At 58.0% G+C, this 25702-nt stretch carries 15 protein-coding genes; 8 read left to right on the top strand and 7 right to left on the bottom strand.

The genetic code is table 11. The features are described from left to right. The first annotated feature begins 5 nt into the window (after positions 1-5). Entirely contained in the window at positions 6-902 is an 897-nt protein-coding gene (locus K227x_RS23695) for a hypothetical protein (RefSeq protein WP_145173734.1), read from the top strand. Positions 903-964: 62 nt separating this feature from the next. On the opposite strand, the gene dnaE is transcribed toward K227x_RS23695, so the two are convergent. Continuing rightward, positions 965-4528: a DNA polymerase III subunit alpha gene (dnaE, locus tag K227x_RS23690; protein WP_145173731.1), complete on the bottom strand. Its 3564-nt coding sequence runs from the start codon at positions 4526-4528 to the stop codon at positions 965-967. A gap of 242 nt (positions 4529-4770) precedes the next feature. Continuing rightward, complete coding sequence (locus K227x_RS23685; protein WP_145173728.1) at positions 4771-6300, bottom strand: sialate O-acetylesterase; 1530 nt, start codon at positions 6298-6300, stop codon at positions 4771-4773. Between the two features lie 230 nt (positions 6301-6530). On the opposite strand from K227x_RS23685, the gene K227x_RS23680 reads away from it, so the two are divergent. Both K227x_RS23680 and K227x_RS23675 read left to right on the top strand, forming a co-directional pair. Further along, positions 6531-7976 (top strand): hypothetical protein, encoded by a 1446-nt coding sequence (locus K227x_RS23680; RefSeq protein ID WP_145173725.1) that lies wholly within the window; start codon positions 6531-6533, stop codon positions 7974-7976. 69 nt (positions 7977-8045) lie between these two features. Next, positions 8046-9641 (top strand): sulfatase family protein, encoded by a 1596-nt coding sequence (locus K227x_RS23675; protein WP_145173722.1) that lies wholly within the window; start codon positions 8046-8048, stop codon positions 9639-9641. Positions 9642-9734: 93 nt separating this feature from the next. Here K227x_RS23675 and K227x_RS23670 read toward each other — a convergent pair whose 3' ends face one another. Beyond that, entirely contained in the window at positions 9735-10628 is an 894-nt protein-coding gene (locus K227x_RS23670) for an O-fucosyltransferase family protein (RefSeq protein ID WP_145173719.1), read from the bottom strand. A gap of 641 nt (positions 10629-11269) precedes the next feature. On the opposite strand from K227x_RS23670, the gene K227x_RS23665 reads away from it, so the two are divergent. The 5 genes from K227x_RS23665 to K227x_RS23645 all read left to right on the top strand — a co-directional run bounded on the left by K227x_RS23665 (position 11270) and on the right by K227x_RS23645 (position 19468). Continuing rightward, on the top strand, positions 11270-12409 hold the full coding sequence (locus K227x_RS23665; RefSeq protein WP_246146146.1) for an MraY family glycosyltransferase: 1140 nt from the start codon (positions 11270-11272) through the stop codon (positions 12407-12409). After that, entirely contained in the window at positions 12388-14757 is a 2370-nt protein-coding gene (locus tag K227x_RS23660; RefSeq protein ID WP_145173716.1) for an O-antigen ligase family protein, read from the top strand. Before K227x_RS23665 ends, K227x_RS23660 begins: the two co-directional genes overlap by 22 nt. A gap of 182 nt (positions 14758-14939) precedes the next feature. Then, positions 14940-16241, top strand: coding sequence for a DUF1573 domain-containing protein (locus K227x_RS23655; protein WP_145173713.1), 1302 nt, complete (start codon positions 14940-14942; stop codon positions 16239-16241). A 44-nt stretch (positions 16242-16285) separates the two neighbouring features. Continuing rightward, positions 16286-18370: a multiheme c-type cytochrome gene (locus tag K227x_RS23650; RefSeq protein ID WP_246146144.1), complete on the top strand. Its 2085-nt coding sequence runs from the start codon at positions 16286-16288 to the stop codon at positions 18368-18370. A gap of 249 nt (positions 18371-18619) precedes the next feature. Then, positions 18620-19468, top strand: a complete 849-nt coding sequence (locus K227x_RS23645) for a PIG-L family deacetylase (protein ID WP_246146143.1) — start codon at positions 18620-18622, stop codon at positions 19466-19468. A gap of 79 nt (positions 19469-19547) precedes the next feature. Here the strand turns inward: K227x_RS23645 and K227x_RS23640 are convergent, their stop codons facing one another. The 4 genes from K227x_RS23640 to infB form a co-directional block, all read right to left on the bottom strand. Then, the gene (locus K227x_RS23640; protein ID WP_145173706.1) at positions 19548-20294 is read right to left on the bottom strand and encodes a YebC/PmpR family DNA-binding transcriptional regulator; all 747 of its coding nucleotides are present in this window, start codon (positions 20292-20294) and stop codon (positions 19548-19550) included. Between the two features lie 147 nt (positions 20295-20441). Then, a complete protein-coding gene (locus tag K227x_RS23635) occupies positions 20442-21557 on the bottom strand; it encodes a hypothetical protein (RefSeq protein WP_145173702.1) in 1116 nt (371 codons plus the stop codon). Between the two features lie 173 nt (positions 21558-21730). Further along, the gene (gene rbfA / locus K227x_RS23630) at positions 21731-22174 is read right to left on the bottom strand and encodes a 30S ribosome-binding factor RbfA (RefSeq protein ID WP_145173699.1); all 444 of its coding nucleotides are present in this window, start codon (positions 22172-22174) and stop codon (positions 21731-21733) included. A 245-nt stretch (positions 22175-22419) separates the two neighbouring features. Next, the gene (gene infB, locus K227x_RS23625) at positions 22420-25461 is read right to left on the bottom strand and encodes a translation initiation factor IF-2 (RefSeq protein ID WP_145173696.1); all 3042 of its coding nucleotides are present in this window, start codon (positions 25459-25461) and stop codon (positions 22420-22422) included. Positions 25462-25702 lie beyond the last annotated feature (241 nt).

The following is a 25702-nucleotide window of genomic DNA, read 5'->3' as shown; positions in this document are numbered from 1 at the left end:
TAGCCATGACCAAGAATTTCAAACGACTGATGATCGCCGGCGTGATCGCTTGCAGTGCAGTAAGCGGCGTCTCGGCAGTGGCTTGTGGCGGCAGCGGCGGACGCAGCATCGGTTTCTCGGGCGGTTTCGGCGGCAGCTTCGGACGACACAGTGGCGGCTACGTTTCGGCTCGTCCGACCTACGCTGCTTCGGTTCACACGCAATACGTCCACCCGCAACCTGTTCATTCCCAACCGGCCTACGGGCATTCTTCCTACGCTCGGCCGATCCAGTCGCAGCCCGGCTTCGCACAGGCCGCACCCGCACCGAGGCAGGCATCTGCACCCGCATTCGCCCCGAATCAGGCACCTGCACCAGCCCCGACTCAGGCATTTGCACCCGCACCCGCACCCGCACTGACGCAGGCACCGGCCCCGATTGCCCCATCGTCGCGGGCCGCGGCACCACCAGCATCGTCACAGCCGGCAACCTTGGCGGCTCCGGCACCCGTGTCGCCTGCCGCAGCATCGACGGGGACCCCATCGGCTCTGCAGATGTTGGCATCGCTGACCCGCGAATCGGCGCCCACCACCGATGCGGCCGTGTCGTCGCTGATTCCCGAGTTCACCGCCGCGTCGACCGCTGCGGTTTCATCGCCCAGCACGGGGGCGTGGAAAGTTTCGTTGCCTGGCGATCAGTCGGTGGAACTGGTTTTGAATGATGACGGCCAGTTCACTTGGACAGCCACCAAGGCCGGATCGTCCAATTCTTTCTCGGGTCGCTACGACTTGGCCGGCGACCAACTGACACTGATCCGATCGGGCGATCAGCAACAAATGCGAGGCCAGTGGATCGGCAATGCCACCGGATTCACCTTCAAGCTGGACGGTGCCACCACCGGCGGCCTATCGTTCACCCGATGAATCAACGATCCAAAGGGGGGAAGTGGTGTCATTGGCAGCGTTGTGATCGCGTCGCTTGAAAACTATCTCGGTTTTGTCATCAGCAGGCGATAGCTGCCCTGGCCAAGATAGTCGTCGATTCGGTCACGAAGTTCGGGAGTGATATCGACGCGGCTTTTGTCCGCTTTCAGCTGAACGATTTCGCCTTCGTTCAGCTTGATCGTGAACAGCAGTTCTTGGGTGCCCGGATAGCCGCGAACGATTTCTTTCAGTCGCGTGACGGTCGGCCCATCATGCGTTTCTTCGTTCAGCATGATTCGGATCCCGTGGGTATAGCGGGATTCAAGGTCTTCGAACGGAATCAATTCGTCGATGATCAAGTTTGCTTCGTCGCCACCACCTCGACGATCGACCTTGCCGCGGGCCAGGACGACTGCATCGGGGATCACTCGATCGCCCCAGTCGGCAAACCCTTTGGGCCACAGGATGCATCGGATGGCGCCCTGCATGTCTTCGAGGTCAAAGTTGGCGTACTTCGACGGTTGTCCGGGTTTGGGGCTCTTGGTGTGAGCAATCTTGACCGAACTGATCATGCCACCCAACACGACTTCGCCGCGGTCTTTGACGTTGGCTAGTTTGTCGGTCATGTGGGTGCGGAATGCACTCAGGCGAGCTTCGAATTCAGCCAGCGGATGGCTGTCCAGATAGTATCCCAGGACCTCTTTTTCGGCGATCAACTTCTCGCGATCGGGCCATTCTTCCATTTCCGGCATGGGCGTTGGGGCGGCTTCCTCTTCGTCTTCTTCGTCCTCGAAGGCGCCGAACAGACTCGTTTGCCCACTCTTTTTGTCTGCCTGGATCGCCGCGCCGGCTTGGACAGCGCGTTCGATCACTGCCGCCAATTGGCTGCGTTTGGCGCCAAAGCAATCCATCGCACCGGCTTTGACCAGTGTCAGGATCGCGCTTTTGTTACAGGCACTCGGATCGACTCTTTCACAGAAATCAAAGATGTCCTTGAAGGGGCCGTTTTGCCGTCGTTCTTCTTCGATCACGATCGACGTGGCTCCGCCGCAGCCCTTGATGGCTGACATTGCAAAGAAGATTTGCTTGCCTTCGACAGAGAAGTCTGCCGCACTGCGATTGACGCAGGGCGGGACGACCTCGATCTCCATCCGTTCGCAATCTTCCATGTGTTCGATCAACGCATCTTTGCGGACAAAGTTGCGTCCCGAAATATCACTGGACAGCAGTGCGGCCATGAACTCGACCGGATAGTGCGCCTTCAGATACGCGGTTTGATAGGCCAGCAAGGCGTAAGCCGTACTGTGCGATTTATTGAAACCGTAGCCAGCAAACTTGACGATCAGATTCCAAATGTCATCGGCATCTTTTTCGGCTAGTCCGTTTTCAACCGCACCGACGATGAACGCATCGTGGTTCGCATTGATCAACGACTCTTTCTTTTTACTGATCGCCTTGATGCAGGTGTACGCATTGGCCAGCGGGATCTTGCCCAGACGGTTCAGGATCCGCATCACCTGTTCCTGGTAGACCATGATCGAGTTGGTCTCTTCCAGGACTTCTTTCAGCACCGGGTGCTTGTACTCGGGTTGTTGACGTCCGTGTTTGATATTCACGTAGTCGTCGACCATCCCGCCTTCGAGCGGACCAGGCCGATAGAGCGCGGCGGTCGCAATGATGTCGTTGAATGTGTCCGGCTTCATCCGGCACAGCAAGTCGCGGATCCCGCCCGATTCCAGCTGGAACACACCCTTCGTTTCGCCCCGCTGCAGCAGCAAATACGATTCGCGATCGTCCAGCGGGAATTTCAACGGGTCGACGGTTTTGCCGGTGGTCTGTTCGATGAACTTGACCGTTCGCGACAGGATGGTCAGGTTGCGAAGCCCCAAGAAGTCCATCTTCAACAGGCCAGAGGCTTCGACGTCGTTCATCGACCACTGGGTGATGACGTCTTGTTTGCCGGGCACACGGGTCAGCGGAACGTATTCGTCCAGCGGTTTGTCGGCGATCACCACCGCCGCGGCGTGCGTGCCGATGTTCCGTGCCAACCCCTCGATCTTCATCGCTAGGTCCAACAGTTCCCGGACCTCGGGGTCGCCGTCGTACGACATCTTCATGTCGGCGCTCTTTTCGAGTGCCTTTTTGATCGTGATCTTCAGTTCGTCCGGCACCATTTCGGTGATCTGGTTGACCCGGCCAAGCGGAACGCCCAACGCCCGCCCGACGTCCTTGATCGCTGCCTTGGCCGCCAACGTTCCGAACGTACCGATCTGGCAGACCATCTCGGAACCGTAGCGTTCTTTGACGTAATCGATGACTTCGGTTCGACGTTCTTTTTCAAAGTCGATATCGATATCAGGCGGCTCGGTACGGCTTTCATCCAAGAACCGCTCGAATAGCAAGTCGTATCGCAGCGGACAGACGTGCGACATGTAGAGCGCATAGCAAACGATTGCCCCCACACCACTGCCCCGGGCCGTGGCCGAGATACCGATCGATCGGGCGTGATTGACAAAGTCCCAAACGATCAGGAAGTAAGTCGGATAGCCGAGTTTGCGGATGACCTCTAGTTCGCGGTCCAACCGAGCCATCACTTCTTCGGACAGCTCGCCATCGACGATCCGTTCGTCGTCGCCTTCGTAACGTTCCAGCAATCCTTTGATGCATAGTTCGCGCAGGTAATCCAGCGGCGTAGCGTCGTTGGGGCATTCAAAGTTCGGAAAGAAGTACTTGTTGAATTCAATCTCGATGTCGACCGAGTCGGCGATCTCCTGGCTTCGCGCGCAGGCATCCTCCAAACCCGGGAAGCTCTCGTACATCTGGTCGGGGCTGCGCAGAAAGAACTGATCGTTCTCCATCTTCATCCGCGACGTGTCCGTTCGGAAACGCCCGGTGTTGATGCACAGCATGATGTCTTGGGCTTCACTGTCCTCTTGATTGACGTAGTGACAATCGCTGGTGGCGACCAAGGGGATGCCCATCCGCTTGGACATTTCGACCGCGCCTTCCAATTGCAGTCGTTGGATTTCGATCCCGTTGTTCATGATCTCGATGAAGTAACGGTCGCCGAACACACCTTGGAACCAACCGGCGATGTCGCGTGCTTCGCGTTCCACCTCGGCCGTATCGATGCCCTTCATCACGGCGCGACTGAATTCGCTGCTGACACACCCGGACAAACAGACGATGCCCTCGCTGTGTCGTTCCAGGATTTCCTTGTCGATGCGCGGCTTGAAATAGAATCCTTCTAGCGAAGCAGCACTGGCCAACTTGATCAGGTTCTTGTAACCGACGTGGTTCTTGGCCAGCAGGGTCAAGTGATAGCTGGCGTCTTTGCTGCTGCTGGCACCGCCCTTTTCGAACCGGGAACCGGGCGCGATGTAGGCTTCGTATCCGATGATCGGATTGATGCTGGCTGCCTTGGCTTTCCGATAAAATTCCAGGGCACCGTGCAGGTTGCCGTGATCGGTCAGCGCAAGCGCATTCATCCCATGGTCGACCGCCCGATTGACCAAACGACTGATGTCACCAGCCCCGTCCAACAGCGAATAGTGGCTGTGGCAGTGAAGGTGAACGAAGGGTTTGGCGGGCTGTGGGACGGCTGGATCGGCGACCAAATCTGACATGGGATCATCCTTGCACTGGGCGAAGCAAACGGAGCGTCAAGACGCTCTGTTTAGCCTACCGGATTGCTCGGAAGTGGTCAGCCCGCAGAAGAGAAGATGGTCGCGTCAATCGGCGGCCAATCACCTGCGTTTGCCCGTTCAATGCGGGCCACACGCCCACGGGGGGCGTGCGGCTTTTTTTAGAAACCTGCGGGGGGATTCACCCGCCGCAGGTGGGTCGGTCGAATCTTGCCATTTGGCGACTACTTGACGTTTCCGGCGGTGATGCCGGGCCACTGGTCGGTGCGGAATGGCGTCATCGGCAGCCCTTCGCTGCTTTGCAGGTTCGCCACTGGGTTGTCGGCCCAGGCGTAGCGAACGGCGACCGGGTTCTTCACTGCGGCGGCGGAAACTTCGATCGTGTCCTTGCCGACAATCTTGCCGCTAGCCGAGACAAACTTTTGGTCATCGCCAGCGATCGTCAGACCAATCGGGGTGTTGACGTCAAAGGTGTCCAGGCCGCCACCGACATGGTCGAATTTCACGATAGCCTTGTTGCCTTTGACTTCCAGCGACGCAAAGGTTGGACTGCGATATGGAATGTTGTAGCCGTAGTCTTTGGCCAGCGCCCAACGTGCCAGCCGTTTGCCAACGTCTTGCTTGTTTTTGGGGTGGATGTCGGATGCTTCACCGAGGTCGGTGATGACGGCTTCGCCAGTCGCGGGCAGTCGCGACATGGTCATCGTTTGAGCTTCGCGAAGTTCGGCCCAATCGCTATCGGACGGTTCACTGACCTCGGCTCGGAAATCGGCTAGTTGGACCCAATAGAATGGAAATTCGTCTTGGCTCCAATGATCACGCCAAGTTTGGATCATCAACGGGAACAGGTCTCGGTACTGATAGGCACGCCCCGCGTTGGATTCGCCCTGGTACCAGATCGCACCGCGAATGGTGTAGCCCAGGATGGGATGCAGGACACCGTTGTAAAGGTTCGCTGGGCGGTGTTGTCCGGACAACACGTCGCGAGGACGTTGGGGGGCTCGGCCTTTCTTGCCATCAGCCTTCCACTTCTCTGTTTTCTCGTTCCATTTGGCTAGCTCGGCATCGAAGTCAAATGTTTTGGCGAGGTCATCCCATTTGGCCAGCAGTTCGTCGTATTGACCTTCGGATTTCAAGACGTCGCGTGGCACCCAAGCTTCGGCAGACGATCCGCCCCATGAGTTGTCGATCAATCCGACCGGTACGTCCAAGGTTTGATGCAGTTGGCGGCCAAAGAAATAGCCGACTGCGGAAAAGTCTTTCACGCTCTGGGGCGTGCAAGATTGCCATTGGCCTTTGAAGTCGTCTTGCGGTTCTTGCGTTCCAACTTGCGGGACAGTGATCAAACGCAGGTTGGGATATTTGGCGGTCAGGGATTCGAGGTCGGCGTCGTTGGCGCTGCCGACGTTCCACTGCATGTTGGATTGTCCCGAACAGACCCAGACTTCGCCAACCAGCACATCTTCAAATACGCGTCGTTGGTCGGCTTGGACCACCAGTTCGTGGGGGCCGCCTGCAGGCAGCGCGTCCAGTTTTAAATCGAATCGTCCTTGGTCATCCGCGACCGCGTTGGCTGTGTGGCCAGCGATCTCCGCCGCCACCTTGGTGCCGGGCTGCGTCCATCCCCAAACGTGGATGGGCTTATCGCGTTGAACGACCATCGAATCGCCAAACACAGGCGAAAATTTCAACTCGGCTTGAACCGTCGTCGCGGTCAGCAACAAGACGGCGATGACTAAAAATCGGTGTGGCATAAGGGAGGACTCTACTTTCGAGGGGGCTGAAGGTGGGGGTGTGGGCTGGTTCGGCCAGGGGGTGGTTCGGCCGAGTCATTGGCGTACTTCGCACCGGTAGGGCTGAACGCGGGAATATAACCTCCCGCGTAACTACAATGGTGCCTAGTATGGACGGCGATATCAAGCATTCCGTTGCTTCCCCCGAATGCACTTCGTTCTTTTCTTTTGGTCCAACGAGCTTTTAGCCCATGTCGTTCCATGCGTTTTGCCCTCGGCATCGACTGTTCCAATGGATGATCGTCAGTTCGGGGTTTTTGATCGGGGGAATTCCCATCGCGTCGGCCGATTGGCGTGACGATGTGGGATTCACCCAGTTGGCGACCGAATTGGGCGCAGCCACGCCGACGGGCGCAGGCGTCGACGTGGCGATGGCCGAAGCTCTGGTAGGTGGCAATTATTTGCCCAACACGGGAACGCCCAATTTCAGTGGCAAAACGATCACGGATCTAACGGGCACCAATCCGGCAGCCAGTACGCATGCCACCGGTGTCGCTAACTTTTTCTTTGGCAACACGACCAGCATCGCGCCAGGGGTGACCAACATCGCTGCCTACGACGCCAATGATTGGATCGATGTTGCATCGGGGTTAAGCACTGTGACCGCGCCGGTGGCCCATCCATATTCGGTGATGAACCACAGTTACATTGGAAATGTAACGGCAGCCGAGATACCGCTTGCCGAGAACTTTTCGCAGCGCGTGGACTACATCGTCAATCGCGACAACGTGTTGATGGTCGCCGGTTCCAACAATGGGAACTCAACCACTTTGCCGCACCTGTTGGCAGGCAGTTACAACGCCATCATCGTGGGACGCAGCGACGGGAATCATGCACATGGGACCACGGTCATCAACGGCGCCGGCCGACAACGCCCCGACATTGTCTCGCCAGCCTCGGTGACCAGCACGGCAACGCCGCAGGTATCGTCGGCCGCGGCGCTGCTGCACGAAGCAGCCGCCGGTACCAATGCGACCAACGTCGAGGCGATGCGAGCGATCTTGATGGCCGGGGCAACGAAAGACGAGTTTTTCGACTGGGATCGAACAACCACGCGTCCGATCGACGACGTTTATGGTGCGGGCGAATTGAACGTTTACAACAGCTATCGAATCGTGCAGGGTGGCGAATTCGAAGGCAGCATCGCCATCCCCACAACTTCCGTGGGATTGTTTGGATACGACTTCAATAGCCCCGCGGACTTTGCGTCCGATTTTCTGTATGACTTCGAAGTCGCCAGTGGGCAGGTGATGGACGAACTGTCGATTTTCCTGCAGTGGAATATTGACGTGGGAGATTCCGACCTCAGCGACGATGGATTCCAGCCGAGCCTTGATCCGTTGTTCGGCGGTGGCTTGGCCGACTTGAATCTTGCCTTGTTCGATTCCAGTGGATCGCTGATCGATCAAAGCATCAGTAGCGTCGACAATTTCGAACACATCTACCTGACCGGCTTGACGGAAGGGAACTATCGCTTGCATGTCAGCGGTGACCGCGCTGTCGACTATGGGCTGGCGTGGCGTGGTTCGTTGGGTGTGACCGCTGTTCCCGAGCCGACGACTTGGTTCGTGGCGGCTGTGGCGATCACGGGGGTGGCGTTGCGCAGACGTGCACCGAAACGTCGACCAGCAAGCTGAACACTGGGCCAAGGGTTCAGGTAAACTAAGCGGCTTAAGTTTCTCTGCTCTGAAGCCTTGCGGATCCACATGAATCGAATCTTTCTTGCACTCGTATGGTGCTTCCTTTGCGTGGTCATCGCACAGGCCGACCGTCCGAATATTTTGATCGCGATCGCGGACGATCAATCCTATCCACACACGTCGGCCTACGGGGATCCGGCGGTACAGACGCCGTCGTTCGACCGAGTGGCTCGGGCAGGTGTGTTGTTCAACCAGGCGTTTACACCGGCACCCGGGTGCAGTCCGATGCGAGCAGCGTTTCTGACCGGGCGAGAAGTCTGGCAGATTCGCGAGGCTGGCACGCACGCCAGTTCGTTCCCGACCGATCTGCCCGTCTTCACCAGCCAACTGTCCGAGGCGGGATACCACGTCGGAATGACGGGGAAAGGATGGAGTCCGGGGAAGGCTACGGGCTGGGAACATAACCCGGCGGGCAAGGCTTACCTGAAGCAGAAAATGAAGGCTCCCAAGGGAGTGTCGACTCGGGATTATGCCGCCAACTTCGATGACTTCTTGGCCGAACAAGCCGAGGGGCAACCGTTTTGCTTTTGGTTCGGAAGCCACGAACCCCATCGTAGCTACGATCCCGGCATCGGCAAACGGAACGGAGTGGATCCCGATCAAGTGGTTGTGCCGCCTTTCTTGCCCGACAACGAAATCGTTCGTAACGATATCGCTGACTACTTGTACGAAATCCAGTGGTTCGATCAACATTTGGGACGCATGCTGGATCGGCTGGCCGAATCCGGTCAGCTGGACAACACGATCGTGATCGTGACCAGTGATAACGGGATGCCGTTCCCCGCAGCCAAAGCCAACTTGTACGAGTACGGCATCCACATGCCGCTGGCCATCAGTTGGCCGACCAGCATTTCAGGGGCTCAGGTCAGCGACGACTTGGTCAGTTTGATCGATGTCACGAAAACGATCTTTGCCGCCGCCGAGGTCACGCCACAGGATGCAGATCGGATGCCCGGTTACAGTCTGCTAGGTCGCATGGACGGGCAGACGACCGAGCAAGAGTGGCCCCGAACGGCCGTGTTCAGTGGGCGAGAACGTCACTCGTCATCCCGGTTCAATACGTTGGGGTACCCGTGCCGATGTATCCGCACAGCGACGCACCTGTACATCCGCAACTTTAAACCACAACGCTGGCCAGCGGGTGCCCCAGCGGTTTTCAAAGAGGTGGCTTATGATGACGAAGGGAACGTCGTGCATTCCAAGTCCGGGCCCGACCGCGGCGGTTATCACGACATCGATGCAGGTCCAACACTGAGTGTGCTTGTCGAACAGGTGGATGAACCGGAGGTGGCCAATAAGCTGTTGTTGGCGACTGCCAAGCGACCGGCCGAAGAGTTGTACGACATTCGTGTCGACCCCGGATGTCTGAATAACTTAGCGAGCGATTCGAAGTCCGCTGCTGTAAAGCAGAACTTGGCCGATCGCTTGACGGCCTACCTGACCGCGACCGGAGACCTGCGTCAGACCGATCCGCAAGCTGCGGAGGTTTGGGAAACCTATCCCCGATACAGTCCGCTGCGTTGGTTCCCACAGCCTGATTGGGCTAAGGGCAATCCGCCCATCGCACTGCCCTGGCTGGAAGCACGTCGCCCCAAGCAATAGCTGGGGCCTGACGGATGCGATTGAAAAGCTTCCGCCTTTGGAATGACTTGGGCGGGCTGAACCGATACCATCGTCCCGGGTGGGAATCCCGAATTAGGCCGCATGGACCAGTTCGGTCGACGTGATGTCTGAATTTGCGTCAATGGTTTGATCGGCCGATTCCAGAATCGTCAGCGGTACGTTTCCGTAAAACGACGCCCAGAGCGAAAACGTGCTCGGTGGGCCGACCAACCAGTCCGTGGCCGCCAGCGCGTAGAGGTCTTCGACCATGTGCCCGGGGCCGAAGTGGACGTTCAGCCCGGCAAATTGATCTGGATCCAAATCGGCGTTGCCGCACACCAGGAACTGAGTTTTGCCGCCGAGTTGTTCACAAATGCTTCGCATCCATTGAACATACTTGGACACGGGAAAGAAGTATCGTCCGCCCTGCCATGTTTGATAGTCACCGTGACGGATGTGGATGCCGACCAGACGGTCGCCGCTCTGTCTGGCTTCCGCGATCCTCCGATCAACCGGCGCTTGATGTTTCGAACTGATGCGGAAGTGGCGGCGGACCTCGTTTTGATGGGTTTGCAGCAAGGTCTCGCTTCGGAACCAAAAACCGCTTAGCCAAAGGGGGGCCGAGGACTCTAGACGGGTTCGGAAATCCGATCCGTTCAGGTCGTAAACTTCGCCATCCTGGAGATGAATGAAGCGAGACGCCAGCCGAGGACCTGTCAGCTTTTGGGTCATGCGGGCTGATTCGCGAGTCAGGTGATAAGCCAGACGCCGTTGCCATAACCGGCTAGGTTTTTCACTACTTCGCAGGCTCTTTCGCACCGGATAGCGACAGAAAACGCTGTTTCGAGTTGACTTAAAGTAAGACGCGTAGGGTGCGAACATGGGGTCCATCAGGCATGTTCCATGCTCCTTGGCCGCCGCGATCAAATGCGCGGACCGAATCAGGCGATTTCCAAGTTGCCCATACTTGTCCGTGATGATGATCATCCAACTCTCTGTTGCGACTTTGCCAGTGAATTCGGGCCCTGCTGCCCCAAGCAGTGCTACCAGATGACTCTTTAGTACGGGCAAAGCAGAGTTTGCGTCAACCTGTGAAGGTGACCGGCGCGCATCCGGAGTGCACCTGCGGGTTTCCAATTGGCCCGGAGTATGGATTCGGCAGCGGTTCGGATTTTGGGTTTGTCGTTTGTTTATGGGGGCCAAGGAGGCGAGGATCGCCATTTCACCTCGGAAGCGTGTTCCCGCGCTGGAGTAATCGAAGGAGATCAAACGAAATCGATAGCGGCCGTTACCTCGACGGTGGTCGGACCAAGCGAAGTGTTGTCGCGGGGTGGTTTGTGTGTTTTGGGTGGGGGGATGTGGGGTGGTTGGATGCCGGATCTGCGTCGCTTGGCTCCTTGATCCGGCCTACATTGGTGCGGGATTTCTGGCTGCTGACCCGGGCTTGGCTCGGCGACTTGCCGTGGTGGAAATACGAAGCGATCTATTCGGTGATCGACCGATGGATGAAGACGTAGGCGGTGACCGGGGGGAGTTGCCGGGTGCGTTGTTGGTGAACTGGTGGGGAGGGATGGGCGTAGGCTATGATGTCGACGCTTTCTCGCTTCTACCTTCGGATACCAATTCTCTTGTCAGACCTGTCGCAGTGGATCGGGTGGTTGTTGGCTGTGACGGTGGTCCCGCCGATGGTGATCTGTGCGCTCTCGCTGTACCCGGTCCGATGGTTTGCCGTCCGATTGGGGCTGTTGGCACCGATGTCCGGCCACAGCACACACACTCGCGCCACCCCGCTTGGTGGTGGCATCGGAATCTGGTTGGGCATCGTGGGTACGTTCGCGATCGGAACCGTGGCGGTTTTTTTCGCACGGCATGCACCGGAGTGGCAGTCCAGAATGCCATCCGCCATGGTGCCCTTGTTGGATGGTGTGTGGTCCAAGGCAGGGAACCTTTGGTGTGTGCTGGCTGGCGGCACAGTGTTGACGGTTCTTGGGGTGACAGACGACCGCCGTGGCGTGAACGAGTACCTGCGGTTGGCGATCGAGTTTGCGGTCGCTGCGTTCGTGGTTTACGGAATGGGATTTGGATTGACCGCCTTCATCGGTGTGGCTTGGTTGACGAATCTGATGTCGGTGATCTGGATCGTGGGGTTAATCAATTCGTTCAACATGTTGGACAACATGGACGGGTTGTCGGGTGGTGTGGCGGCGATCATTGCCGGCACGATGGCCACGGTGATGTTGATGACACCGGACCCGGGAACGGCACAGCCACAGTTCTTTGTCGCCGCGTTGTTGTTGGTGGTGTTCGGATCTCTGCTGGGATTCCTGTGGCACAATCGGCCACCTGCCAAAATTTTCATGGGTGACGGAGGCAGCTATTTGATCGGGTACCTGGTCGCCGTTGCGATGTTGATGGCGACCTTTGCTGGTGATGGCGAGCCGAGACCGCATGCGGTGTTTGCGCCGCTATGCGTGATGGCGGTTCCTCTGTACGACATGATCACCGTATTGGGAATTCGGATTCGCGAAGGTCGCAGTCTTTTCGTTGGCGACCGTAGTCACTTTTCGCATCGCTTGGTCGACCTGGGGTTGAGTCGTACCCAGGCCGTGTTGACCATTTACCTGGTCACCGCAACTTGTGGATTGGCTGCGATTGTATTGACTCAAGTTCCCGTGACTCAGGCTGTGATGGTGCTTGGCATCGTCGTCTGCATGTTGCTGTTGGTCGTCATTTTGGAATCCACCGGATGGCGAAAAGACGAAGAGTAGTTCGTGAACCGGTCGCGGCGGTTGCCAACCAGGATCGATCCGTCGACGCTCCGACCGCGGAATCCGTTGCCGTGTCACGCAGTGTCTTGCTGTCTCGGTTGGCCATGGGCTTGTTGGCCGGGCTAGTCGTGTTCTTGGCCTACCATCCCAGCGATAGTATCGCGGTCGAACAGGGAGATGCTCTATGGTTTTCGACCTTGGCGCTGGTGATCGCAACGATCACTTCGGCGGCTGGTGCGTTATCGCGGCGTCGCCCGTTGGCCGCTGATTCATCGGCGATCCCGTGGATGGCATGGGGCTTGGCCGGTTGGATCATGTTGGCCGCCATCGCAACGTCGACGCACTGGGGATCCAATTTTGGCAACCTGCGGTCGGCGACCAATGAAGCCTGGGTATGGGTGGCCGGTGTCGCAGCGTTCTTGGCGTTTCGGCGTTTGTTCGCCGACGAATCGATGCGGCGGTCGGTGCTGTGGTTGGCAGTGCTGGTCGCGACTGGATTGGCGGTGCACGGTTTGCATCAACAATGGATCTCGTTGCCGGAAAACCGAGCGGCCTATCAAGCAGATCCGGACCGCTTGCTGAAATTGGCTGGCATCGAAGCGCCCGAGGGAACGGCCGAGCGGATGCGTTTTGAAAACCGGCTGTTCGATGGTGGACCGTCGGCGACGTTTGCACTGGCCAATTCTTGGGCCGCCGTGTTGCTAGTGGGCATCGTGATCGGGGCCGGTGTCCTCCGGTTCCAATTCGCTGGTTTGACTTGGGGGCAACGCATCGGGTGGGGATTGGTGGTGGCGATTTGCGTTGCCGCGATGTTGGCCGCGCGAAGTCGATCGGCGATGTTGGCGATGTTGCCGGCGATCGCTTGGCTGTGGATTGCTTCAACGCATGCGCCCAAAAAGAATCGTTCTGTGATCGCGATCGCGTTGGGCGGAATCGTTGCGATTGGCGGGGCGATGGGGACGGCGCTGGCGTTGTTCGGGAATCGCGAATGGATTGATCAGGCGCCCGCGTCGTTGGCATTTCGGTTTCAGTATTGGCGGGCGACATGGCGGATGTTCATGGACCATCCTTGGTTCGGGTCTGGCCCAGGGAATTTTCGATTGATGTATTCCCGTTACCGCGAATCCAGCACGACCGAGCAGATCTCGGATCCACACAATTTCTTTTTCGAAACGCTGGCCAGTGGTGGCTGGGTGGCGGCCGTGCTGTTGGTGTTGATCATGGCAGCAGGGGTTCGTTTTGCTCTGCGGCGGCGATCCGATGTTCGTGAATTCGCCGATGACGGACAGACGGATACCGATGGGGAAGTCCGATCGCCGATTTGGGGATGGGTGATTGGTGGCGCAAGCGCAGCGTTGATCTTGGTTTGGTTCTTGGGATGGGTGGGGCGTCGCATGCCAGACCTGGACGTTGGGCTGTTGGCAGTGCCCGCCGCGATCACGTTTGGGTGGTGGAGTCTGTCCAGTTTGCGGTCGCTACGATCGTCCCAGATTGATGCGATTGCATCGGCGTTGTTGTTGGCTTTGATGGTGCATCTTTGCGTGGCCGGTGGATGGACGGTTCCCGGCGTCGCGATCTGGGTGTGGTTGGCCGCAGGCATTCTGACTCGAGTCGAAATTGAAACGCTTGGCTCCGTACCGAAGGCAGCGGGCCAGGGGGAATGGTTCGCTGTGTGGGCCGGCCCCGCGGTTGGCGTGCTGTTGATCATGACGTTGAACTTTGTTTCGCTGCGTCCGGTATCGGCACAGAAGCGTGCGATGGCGATGGCCGAGTATGCGCAGTCCACAGGTCAATTGGGAAAGGCGGGCGTGTCGCTGGGCGAGGCGATCGAGGCCGATCCATGGGCCGTCACACCACCGATGTGGATGGCCGACCTATGCCGCTGGGAAATGGTTCGCCAGCAGACATCGGCACCGGGCGACGCCCCCAGCAGTGCGCTGCGTCAGGCGTGGATGCGGTGGCTGGATGAATCGAAGCATCGGGCGGGCCAGGATCCGTCGGTTTACCGCCAGATCGGACTGAACCGGTTGCATGTCTACCAGCGGTTTTCCCAGGCCGAGGATCTTGCGGCGGCCGAGCAGATTTTCGATCAGGTCGTGGCGTGGAGCCCGGCCGATCAATGGGCGATCGCCCAGTTGGCCGTCATCGCCCAGGCATCCGGCGACATGGATAAGGCACGTCGGATGGCTCGGCAAGCCAAGCTATTGTCGGAAACCGGCGGGAACTTGGAACGGGCGTTGTACTTGCAGTCCATCTACGCCGCCGAACCCGTCGGCCCCCGAGCCGCTAGCCAGCCGATTCGTGGCCCGGCGGACCAGTTGTTGGCCAGCCTGTTGGACCCGGCATAGCGGTCGTCGCTGGCATGGGGGCAACGGCGTCCTTGGCAATCGGTGCGGAAACGACCGTCGGTGGATTCTTTATTCCCGCGGGGCCAAAGGATCGTCAAAAGCGTCGTCGATCTGACAGAACCGGTCCCCGATACGCTGCGTAGAGACCATCACGCATTGTTTTTGTTCATTCGGATATCACCATGAAGAATCTTTGGGTTTGGATCATCGTTTCGGCGCTGATTGGCACCGGCACAGCTTGGACCATCAATTACCAGCGATACGGGTATCGGCCTTCGGAGTTCGGACCTTTTCGTGTGGGGGGCGATGTGACTCCCGAAAACGTGGCCAAATTCATCAATTTGCGGTCCCAGGAGGCCAGCGAAACCTACGGCCGGGTCCAGGTCGACGGAGAGACCGAGCACGATTTTGGCGTGATGTCGCCAGGGGATGAGGGCGAGAAGAAGTTCACGGTGCGGAACGTCGGCAAGGGACAGTTGCGGCTGCGGGTGGGCGCTTCGACCTGTAAATGTACGATTGGCGAACTGGATAAGACGGTTCTGGAACCAGGCGAACAGACTGATATCACCCTGACCTGGACCGTCAAACCGGGCAGCAGCGAATTTGGGCAATCCGCTCAGCTGCTGACCAACGATCCAGGCATGGTGGCGATCACGTTGAAAATCACCGGAAAGATCGTCAGTGACTTTCAATTGGTCCCCGAGGTTTGGACCTTCGGCGAGATCGCGGCTGGCGAGCCGTTCGAGGTCAGCGGGCTGGTCTACAACTTCATGAGCAAGCCGGTCGACCCCGTGGATGTGCGTTTCTCGGACGAAAAGCTGACTGCCCTTTCCGAGTTCGACATCGAAGAACTCGATCGTGCCGACTTCGGCACCGGCAACCAGAAAGCGGTTCAGGCGTTTCGAGTGACGGCGAAGGTGCAAGCCGGGCTGCCGCAAGGCAACATTTCGCAAAACCTGGTCTTCGGGTTCAACATGGCTCAGCCCGATGACGAATCGGATTCCGAAACTAGCCAGGAAACCAAAGACGACGACGCCGGTGATGAGGAGCTGTCTGCGACCGATTCGAAGTTGTATGCGTCGATTCCAGTCAAGGGACGCATCGTCGGTGCACTGCGGATGCTGGAAAGCAGCAAGCTGACTCAGGTCGGCACCGAATTCATTTACGATTTCGGGCGAATTGGTCCAGATGACTCGTTGATCGCAAAAACGTTTGTTGTTCTAAAGGGCGAAGAGCGTGACAATACGACTTTGACGGTTGGGAAGATTAAGCCCGAAGGGGTAGTTCGGGCAGAGTTGGGCGAACCGAAGAGTCGCGGATCGATGGTTTTGTATCCGCTGAAGATCGAATTAGTGCCCAGTGACAAGACGATTTCACGTCTCGGTAAAGATAAGGGTGACTACGGTTCGATATGGATTGAGTCGGACAATCCGAAAGCATCGCGTATGCGGGTTGTGCTTAAGTTTGCTATCGAAGGTCGCTAGCAATCCGGGGGGCGTAAAGACAGGTTTGGGTCGCAATGTTTGAAATGAATTTCTGGTCTGGCGACTCCTTTCTTGCAACGCCGGAGGATCGTCCGGCGCAGTCGGATCTGCCGTCGATCACGCCCGGTCGTCGGGAAGTGGCGGTCGCGCTCAGCTTGCGCCTGCGGTCGATGATCGTCACCGGCATGGCCGGTCTGGCCATCGTTGGATGTGCGCCTGCGGATCCCGCTGCATCGCGGAACCAAGAACTGGCTGTTGGGATGCCGACCGGTCAGTCCGCCGATCCAGGTGTGCTGACGGACACCGAAATCCAACCACCGCCGCTATTGGGCGTTGCCGGGACTCCCGCCCAAATGGTTTCCATCCGAATGGGGGAAGCGACCAATCGGGTACAGTGGAGCGACCAATCGTCGGCGCCCGCTGTCGATTCCTTTCGGATCGCGCAGGCGACTGTCATTCAGCAACCACCGCGTCAGCCCGAGTTGATTCCAACGCCCAAGGGAGAGCTGGATTCGAAAGACAAAAAGCCGGCCGATCCATCGACGCCGCCAAGTCTGGACCCCAGCAAACCCAATCCCAAGGATTCGCCTTCGCCGCAGGACCCTTCGACGGAAGATCAGAACAGTCCACCAAGAATGGAAAACGGTTCGCCAAGTTTGGCGGGACCGGATGCGGGATCGGCTTCCGACGCCGGTGATTCGCAGCCCACGGGTGTCGACTTGGACCCCGCATTTCCTGGCATGGCGGGTGGCCCGGAAGATTACCGCACCTGGGACACGCCCGGGCTAACGCTGGTCTTCAGCGGGCAACAGCATGGTTACATCGAACCGTGTGGATGTACCGGATTGGATCGTCAAAAAGGCGGCGTCGCCCGACGCTATACCTTCATCGATTCACTTGCCAAGAAGGGTTGGCCGTTGCTGCCGATGGATGCCGGCAATCAAGTCCGCCGCTATGGACGTCAGGCTGCGATCAAGCTGCAGCAATCCGTTCGTGCCTTGAACGAAATGGGATACGAAGCGGTCGGTTTCGGCCCCGATGACGTTCGATTGGGCGTGGGGGATCTGTTGGTTTTGGCGGCCGAACAAGAAATCTTTGTGTCGGCCAATGTCGTTCTGTTCGACCCCGAATATGTGCCCAAGACCAAGCTGATCGAAAAGAACGGTTGGAAAATCGGTGTGACCAGTATTCTGGATCCCGAATCGTTAGAGGTTCCGCCCGACGATTCCTTGTTGGTCAATGATCCCGAAAAATCGGCGAAGGAAGCGGCCAGCGAGCTAGCCGGCAAGTCGCCTGATTTCAGCGTGCTGTTGTACTTTGGCAAAGAAGAATCCGCGAAAGAACTGGTCCGGAAAGTTGGCGGGTTCGATCTGATTGTCGTGGCCGGCGGTTACGGTGAACCGACCTATCAGGCCGAGTCGATTGATGGTTCCAAAACGCGAATCATTGTTACCGGAGACAAAGGGATGTACGCCGGGCTAATCGGTTTGTACGCCGACAAGCCCATGAAGTACGCTCGCGTCCCTTTGACTCATGAATTCGGCGACGCACCCGAGATGCGTGCGGTGATGAAGGACTATCAAGACCAACTGCGTGATTTGGGGTTGGGCGAATTGGGGCTGCTGCCGCCGATCAAACATTCATCCAATCAACAGTTCGTGGGCAGCGAAGCGTGTGGCAAATGCCACACGACGGCTTACGAAATTTGGGAAAGTTCGGCCCATGCCGAAGCGACCGAACACTTGGTGCATCCGCCTGCCGAACGTAGTGATATTTCCAGGCACTTCGACCCGGAATGCATCAGTTGTCACGTGACCGGGTGGAATCCCCAAGAATACTATCCCTACGAATCGGGGTATCTGTCGCTGGCCCAAACACCGCATCTGACTGGCAACGGTTGCGAGAACTGTCACGGTCCGGGTGCCGCACACGCTGCGGCCGAAGCGGATGGTTCGACCGCGGCGGCGACGCTGCGTGACGAACTGCGACGGTCGATGCAATTGCCTTTGGAAAAGGCTCGTGAAAAATGCATGTCCTGTCACGATTTGGACAACAGCCCCGACTTTCACCAACCCGATGCGTTCGAAGACATCTATTGGCCCGAGGTCGAGCACTACGGTGTCGATTGAGGACCGCGTGCAAACGGCCAGTGATGTTGGCGCATAAAAAAAGGCGAGGCCGATCCCGAAGGACCGACCACGCCTCGCACGGGGGGACGCTTTATATCTGGGTGTTGTTCAAGCTGTCGTTTGCGTCTCCCTGACACACACAAGACTAGTCCGACGTTGGTCCCCAGGACGTCCTTCTTGGCTCGTATTGACCGCTTTGGCCGAACCAATGCCCCGTCCGGTTAACTAGTAACGGTCGTACGGGTTGTGATGAAACGGTGCTGGTTGACGGCACTCGGTGGCGTCGCTTGGTGGCGTCGCTTGGTGGCGTCACTGAACCTTGGTTTCTCCTTTCCCGATTCCCGTAGCCCGCACGGATCCATGAATTCAACCATCAGTTTGCCCGAGCCGCTGGACGTGATCGCGGTCGGGGCTCATCCCGACGATGTCGAAATTGCTTGCGGCGGCACATTGGCCAAATTGGTCGATCAGGGTTACCGGGTTGGCATCATCGATCTGACCGACGGAGAGCCCACACCCAATAGTCCAGGGCCACAGGCACGGCTGCAAGAAGCAGAGTCCGCGGCGGCCGCCTTGGGAGTTCACCAGCGGATTCAATTGCAATTGACCAATCGCCGTCTGTTTGACGGTTTTGACCAACGGGTTGCACTAGCACGCGAATTTCGTCGTTGGCGTCCAACGATGGTGATCGGGTTTGGCGACAAGACGCCGATGGCATCCCCCGATCACTGGCAAGCGATGCAGATTACCGATGGCGCGATCTTCTATAGTCGGTTGACCAAATGGGATGACTATTTTGATCAGCTGCCGGTGCACAGCGTTTCGCGGCACATGTACTTTCGGTTGGCGGTCGAATCGGACCTGATCCCAGGGTTGTCGCATCACGTTGTCGTTGACGTCAGTGACACGATCGAACGAAAGATCGAATCGATCCGTTGCTATGCCAGCCAGTTCGATCACAAACCGGCGATCTTTGACCGGGTCCGTGCGGCCGCTACGGTGACGGGGGCTTCGGCCGGGGTTGCCGCCGGGGAGTCCTTTGCGGCGGCCAAGCCCTACGCGGTCAACGATCTGATGGCGACCGTTGGTGGGAAATAGACCCCTGCAGCGTCGCTGAAGAGAATGACGTTCAATTTCAGCGTGGTAGAGATCACGGACGGGGACACCGTCTTTTGGATCACTCCTCGTCGGCCATCATTTCGTCAGTGATGTTCAGATTCGTGCTGACATTCTGGATGTCATCGTGATCGTCAAGCTGTTCCAGCAACCGCAGAACCTTGCGGCCATCGGCAGCGTCCAGGTCGATGTTCGTCTGTGGCAGTCGAGTGATTTCGCTGATTTCGGGAGTCAGTTCAGCGGCCTCGAAAGCGTCGGCCAAGCCTTGATAGTTTTCAGGCGGGCAGGTGACTTGAAACTTGCCGTCGTCGATCGGCTCGACATCTTCGCCGCCGTTTTCCAAGGCAATCTCAGTGACCTTTTCTTCGCCGGCTTCGGCGGGCAGCACGAACAGGCCTTTGCGTTCAAACAGGTAGGCCACGCATCCGGTCTTTCCTAGGTCGCCACCGAGTTTGGAGAAGATCGTTTTCAGTTCGGGGCCGGTGCGATTGCGGTTGTCGGTCATGACTTCGCACATCACGGCGACACCGCCGGGGCCGTAGCCTTCGTAGGTCAGTTCTTCGACTTCGTTGCCAGCCAATTCGCCGGTACCGCGTTTGATGGCCCGTTCGATATTGTCTTTGGGCATGCTGACCGCTTTGGCGTCGTCGATCGCCTTGCGAAGTCGCAAATTGGCATCCGGGTCACCGCCGCCGCTCTTGGCTGCAACGATGATGGCCTTGCTTAGTTTGCTCCACAACTTACCTCGAGCAGCATCCACACGACCTTTTCGGTGTTGGATGTTGGCCCACTTTGAATGTCCTGCCATGACGCTTGCCGCTAAACGGGTAACGGGGGTGACTGATGAAGATATCGATCGATGATGGATGGCTGACGTTGCCGCAGACGTCGATGGGGTTCCGCGCCGGATCGTGTGCGAATCTTGTTCGGATTTGCAACGTCGGGCCCAACCGGGTTATCGAGGTTTGCTTTTGGTCAGCTTGCGATTGTCAGATTTCTTCGACGAGGTCTTGCCCTTGGCGGGTTCCGCCTTGCTGGCCGACTTTTTGGTCGAAGGTTTCTTGGTTTCTTTTTTTGCCGCGTCCTTGGGGGCCTCGGCCTTGGCGGGCGTCGACTTTTTGCTAACCGGTTTTTTTGCCGGTTTGGCCGATTCTTTTGCCGCCTTGGGGGCTACCGACTTTTTCGACGAAGCCGATTTTTGTGCGTCTTCGGGTTCCGCCGGGGCAGGGGTTGGCGGCGCGACGGGTTTCTTAGCAGCCGCTTTCTTGGCGGGCTTTTTTTTCGGCGACGTCAGTGCTTCTTGTTCGGCGACCTTCGCGGCTTCGACGGCTTCGGCCTTTTCTTGGGTCTTTCGTTTGACAACCCGTTTCTTTGCCGCCTTCTTGCTTGCCATCCATTCGTCCAGCCGATCGCCGGATCCCTTGGACACCGATTCCAGCACGGTGCGGGCAGTCTTATCTTTCAGGTTCTTGTTCAGAGCCACCGCACACTGGTGCAGCAGTCCAGCGAATTCGATGCCCTTGCTTTTGGGAATGGCGCGTTCCAGACCGGGCACTTTGCCGGACATCGCTTCGGGTTGGGATGCGATTTCGGTCGCCAGCATGATCACCATTGCCGAATAATCGATGGGGATCGCATGCCCGGCCAAACCATGTTGGACGGTGTAGTTCAGCACGAACGGGGTCATGCCTGGCATCTTTTCGAATTTGCCAACGGCTTTGCCCAGGTTTTCTTTTTTCAGGTGATCCAGGTCGAAGGTATAGAACTCTTCGAAGATCGATTGCAGGTTGCTTTTCAGCCGACCGGCAGCCTTGGGGGCGTCGGGCAAACGCGAAAGCACCTGTGTCAGTTCGGTCACCGAGGTGACGCGGACTTCATTCCAATCAAAGAACTCTTGTTCGCACTTCGCCATGCCTTCGTCGGCCAGGTCGGCGGGGGCATCTTGCAGCAGTGATGCGTACAGCAAGTGTTCCAACAGCGGTCGCGTCGGCTGAGCCGGCAACGCTGTGTAATGCTTTTTGAGGGCGGTTTGCAATTTGCCGATCAGGCTGGCACGGTTGCTTGCAGACATCTTGGTGCAGGTCGTTGAGTGAGGGTGGCTGTTAGTGAAGCGGCTGCGTTGCGCGGTGCGGCTAGGTCAGCGCGCCGCGGGGGCAGCTCTTCTGGTAGGACCAGGAAAGGTTCGTTGGTTCGGTCCATCAAGTTTCGTATCGATTTGCCGCAACGTCCGTGCTTGGCCAATGTTCAGGATTCGTCTTCGTTGGACGAGGCGTCATCGTCGTTGGATTCGACATCCATTTCGGTGTCCGTCTCCGGCGCCGATTCGTCTTCCTCGATCCCATCGCGTTCGCGTTTGATCTTTTCCAAGATCTCGACGACGGCCATCGACTGTTGGACGCCCTTGTCGACTTTGAACTGCAAACGTGGCGTGTATCGAGTATCGATCCGATTGGCGATCTTACTCTGCAAAAATCCGGCTGCATTCTGCAGTCCGCGCAAACTCAGCTGCTGGGCCGCTTCGTCGCCCATGATGCTGACCATCACAACGGCTTCCCGCATGTCCGGAGTGACTTTCACACCGACCACGGTAACGTCACGGACACGTGGGTCTCGCATCTCGGTCAAGATGGATGACGCAACGACCTCACGAATCGCCTCGGCGGCTTTCAACAAACGGCGACTGGACACAGAAGGGTTGACTCGGGGTTATCAGGAAACTGCTATCTGGACAAACAATTCACCAACGATCCAAGCAGGGTCACGCCAGTGATTTTGGGGCTCGCGGAAACGCCGATCGATCCATCATCGGGCATCCACGCAGACACCGCAGGGGTGATCGAAGTGCCGTTGGTGACGAAATGGCCGAATCAACCCGATGCGGGTGGATTCGGCTTTCGTGCCGCTTCGGCACTCGATTCAAGCCGACAACTGGATCAATCCAATGTTCGGGCAACTTCTTCGATTCGATAAGCTTCCAGAACATCGTCTTGTTTGATGTCGTTGAAACCTTGCAAACGAATACCGCACTCCATGCCGCGAGGAACTTCCTTGGCGTCGTCCTTGATCCGTTTCAGCGAATCGAGTGGATAGTCGCCGATGACTCGACCGTCACGGGTGACGCGAATACGGCAACCGCGTTGGATCAAACCTTGGACCACATAGCAACCGGCGATCGTGCCGACACGGCTGATGCTGAAGACCTGTTTGACGACCGCACGTCCGAGTTCGACGACACGTTCTTCCGGTTTCAGGCGACCTTCGATCATTTCCCGAATCTCGTCGGTCAACTTATAGATCACGCTGTAACGCCGAATTTCGACACCGCGTTCGTCTGCCATCGCACGTGCTTGTTCGTCGGGGACGACGTTGAAGGCGGCGATCACAGCATCGGAAGCCGAAGCCAGAGTAACGTCGGCTAGCGAAACGCCACCGACGCTCTTCTGCAGCACTCGGATCTCGACCTCGGGGTGGTCCAGCTTGGTCAGTTCTTTTTCGATCGCTTCGAGCGAACCCTTCACATCGGCACGGATGATCATGTTCAAGCGAACCTTGTCGGCTTGAACACCGATGGTTCCGTCCTGAAGCATCTCTTGGAAGTTTTCGAACGAAACCTTCGTGCTGATGCCAGAGAGCGATTCTTGGCTGCTGGCGTGTGCCCGCGTTTGGGCGATTTCACGAGCCTTGGTGATGTCATCAAGAACGTGGAACCGTTCGCCGGCACCCGGTGCTTCGTCGAAGCCCATCACGCTGACTGGCGTGCTGGGGCCCGCTTCGGTCATCGGTTCGTTGTTCAATGTGCTGTTCATCGCTCGGACGCGTCCGTGGGCCGATCCGCAAACCAGCACGTCGCCGACACGCAGTGTGCCGTTTTGGACAACCAACTTGGCAACCACACCGCGGTCGCCTTGTTGTTCCGATTCGATACAGACGCCCATCGCTTCGCGATTGGGGTTGGCCGAGTATTCATTCAGCTCGGCAACCGTCAGCAGGGTTTCCAGCAGTTCGTCCATCCCGGTGCCCTTGGTGGCACTGGTTCGGACAACTTCGACGTCACCGCCCCATTCGCTAGGCGTCAATTGATGTTCGGTCAATTGAGTCAGGATGCGGTTCTCGTCGACGCCTTCCAAGTCAATCTTGTTCAGTGCAACGACGATCGGCACTCCGGCCGCCTTGGCATGGCTGATCGCTTCGGCAGTTTGCGGCATGATGCCGTCGTCGGCAGCGACCACCAAAACGGCGATGTCGGTGACGTTTGCACCACGAGCACGCATTTCGGTAAATGCTTCGTGACCAGGTGTATCGACGAAGGTGATCTTTCGACCGTCTTTGTCGATTTCGTAGGCACGAATGTGTTGGGTGATCCCGCCGGCTTCGCCTTTGACGACGTTGATGCCGATCAGGTAATCCAACAAACTTGTTTTGCCGTGATCGACGTGACCGAGGAAGGTCACGATCGGGGCACGTGGGACCAGAGTTTCGGCACCGTCTTCGCGATCTTCGAGTTCGGAGATCAGCGAATCTTCAAGCGTTTCGGTCGCCTTCAGCTCGATCGTCAGTTCCATCTCGGCGGCGACCGCTTCGGCCGACTCCAGATCCAACTGCGAGTTGATGTTCACACCACCTTGCAATCCCATCTGCATCATTGTGCCGAGGACTTTACCGACGGAAACGCCGGCTGCTTCGGAGAACGATCGGATGGTGCATGGCAGTTCCAGCACGACGGCATCTTTACGTGGTGCCGCGGTGTTGATGTTTTTGCGGCGTGACCCACGGTTGGATCGGTATTGTCGCGAGCGGTCAAAAGAACCGTCCATCGAAACGCGGCCGCGTGATTTGCCACGTCCCCGTTCGGCTCGCGGGCTGGCCATTCCGGCCAATCCCTTCTTGCGAGGCTTCTCTTCTTCTTCTTTGACCGTGCCGCGTTTCTTTTCGCCGGTGAAGCCAGCGAGTCCGCTGCCGCGTTTGGCTGCTCGCTTCTTTTCGTCGTCTTCTTTGGCCAGTTGTTCTAGCGGGGCACGCATCCCTTGGCGGTGACCAGCGATCGCGTCCGGGCTAAGTTTGACGTCCGGCTTTTGTGCCTTGGGTTCGCCGCTGGCGGCTTTCGGCACGGCCTGTTCGCTGACTTCGGGCAGCGAGGCCATCTTGACGTTGATGCGTGGTTCGCGTCGCTTGGCTTTGGCCGCGTCGTTGGGCTTTTTATCGCCACTGGCAGCAGGCCGGTCCAACGAGCGGACCTTATTGGATCCGACGGTCGGGTCGCGCCGAATCGGTGCTACCGCTTCGGTGGGTGACGATGTTCCCTTGCGAGCCGCCATGCGACTTGCGATCCGGCTAGCGAAACCTGGTTTCTTACCAGCCGGTGCTTCAGGAGCTTTCGGCGCGGTAGGTGCAGGCCGCTGTGGGGTCGGCGAATCGGGCTTCTTGGCCATGGCCGCTGCGGTACGTTCGGCAGACATGGGCTGAGCCGGCCGCTGGGGTGCCGCAGGCTTGGCAAGCGGCGCAGGTTTGGATTCGGTTTTCGCCACGGTCGGAGTTTCGGCGACCGGTGGTTCAGCGTCAGCCTTGGCGGCTGGTGCTTCCGGCGCTTTGGCAACCGGTTCAGGCTGAACCTGGGGCGTTTCTTCGACCGCTGGCTTGGTCGGTGCAGGAGCAGGATCGCTCTTGGGCCCCGAGTCGCTTTTAGCGCTGGTGGGCCGCGATCGCGATCGTCCGACGTTGATCGCAACCGGCTTGCGTTCCGCTGGGACAACAGAGTCGCGGACGGCGCCCATGGGTGCCGGTGCAGCAGAAGCTCTCGGCGCAGCCGGCTTGGCAGCGGCACCTGCGAGGTGTTCTCGGACTCGGGTTGTTTCGTCGTCGGTCAAACTGGCCAAGGCGGAACCCTTTCCGGTAATCCCAACCTTCTTAACGATGTCAACCAGCTCTTTGCTGTCGAGGTTCAGTTCTTTTGCGAGCGCGTAAATGCGTGCGGGCACGGGGTGAAAATCCTGTCGATTCGATTGGGAACCCGCCACGCTTGCGTTGTGTTTTGTTGCGTGAGTGCGGGGGGTGCTCGACCGTGCTTCCCCATACCATCACGTGGTATCGGGTCGGGCCGGGCTGCGCGGGGCCGGGTTCAGAAAATTTGGGTGGGTCACATAAACCTATTCCTCCATCGCCAGTGACTAGTCTACAGGCAAATCTGCCTTGAAAACCAGCCTCAGCGGGAATCCTACA

The organism is Rubripirellula lacrimiformis (assembly GCF_007741535.1).
Lineage (GTDB): Bacteria > Planctomycetota > Planctomycetia > Pirellulales > Pirellulaceae > Rubripirellula > Rubripirellula lacrimiformis.
Note: the sequence above shows the minus strand (reverse complement) of the source record. Positions and strands in the feature narration are given on the sequence as shown.

What these genes read in the sequence shown, in the direction of transcription:
- K227x_RS23695 (WP_145173734.1), top strand. Translation starts at nt 6, where the DNA reads ATGACCAAGAATTTCAAACGACTGATGATCGCCGGCGTGATCGCTTGC.
- dnaE (WP_145173731.1), bottom strand. Translation starts at nt 4,528, where the DNA reads ATGTCAGATTTGGTCGCCGATCCAGCCGTCCCACAGCCCGCCAAACCC.
- K227x_RS23685 (WP_145173728.1), bottom strand. Translation starts at nt 6,300, where the DNA reads ATGCCACACCGATTTTTAGTCATCGCCGTCTTGTTGCTGACCGCGACG.
- K227x_RS23680 (WP_145173725.1), top strand. Translation starts at nt 6,531, where the DNA reads ATGTCGTTCCATGCGTTTTGCCCTCGGCATCGACTGTTCCAATGGATG.
- K227x_RS23675 (WP_145173722.1), top strand. Translation starts at nt 8,046, where the DNA reads ATGAATCGAATCTTTCTTGCACTCGTATGGTGCTTCCTTTGCGTGGTC.
- K227x_RS23670 (WP_145173719.1), bottom strand. Translation starts at nt 10,628, where the DNA reads ATGATCATCATCACGGACAAGTATGGGCAACTTGGAAATCGCCTGATT.
- K227x_RS23660 (WP_145173716.1), top strand. Translation starts at nt 12,388, where the DNA reads ATGGCGAAAAGACGAAGAGTAGTTCGTGAACCGGTCGCGGCGGTTGCC.
- K227x_RS23655 (WP_145173713.1), top strand. Translation starts at nt 14,940, where the DNA reads ATGAAGAATCTTTGGGTTTGGATCATCGTTTCGGCGCTGATTGGCACC.
- K227x_RS23650 (WP_246146144.1), top strand. Translation starts at nt 16,286, where the DNA reads ATGAATTTCTGGTCTGGCGACTCCTTTCTTGCAACGCCGGAGGATCGT.
- K227x_RS23645 (WP_246146143.1), top strand. Translation starts at nt 18,620, where the DNA reads ATGAAACGGTGCTGGTTGACGGCACTCGGTGGCGTCGCTTGGTGGCGT.
- K227x_RS23640 (WP_145173706.1), bottom strand. Translation starts at nt 20,294, where the DNA reads ATGGCAGGACATTCAAAGTGGGCCAACATCCAACACCGAAAAGGTCGT.
- K227x_RS23635 (WP_145173702.1), bottom strand. Translation starts at nt 21,557, where the DNA reads ATGTCTGCAAGCAACCGTGCCAGCCTGATCGGCAAATTGCAAACCGCC.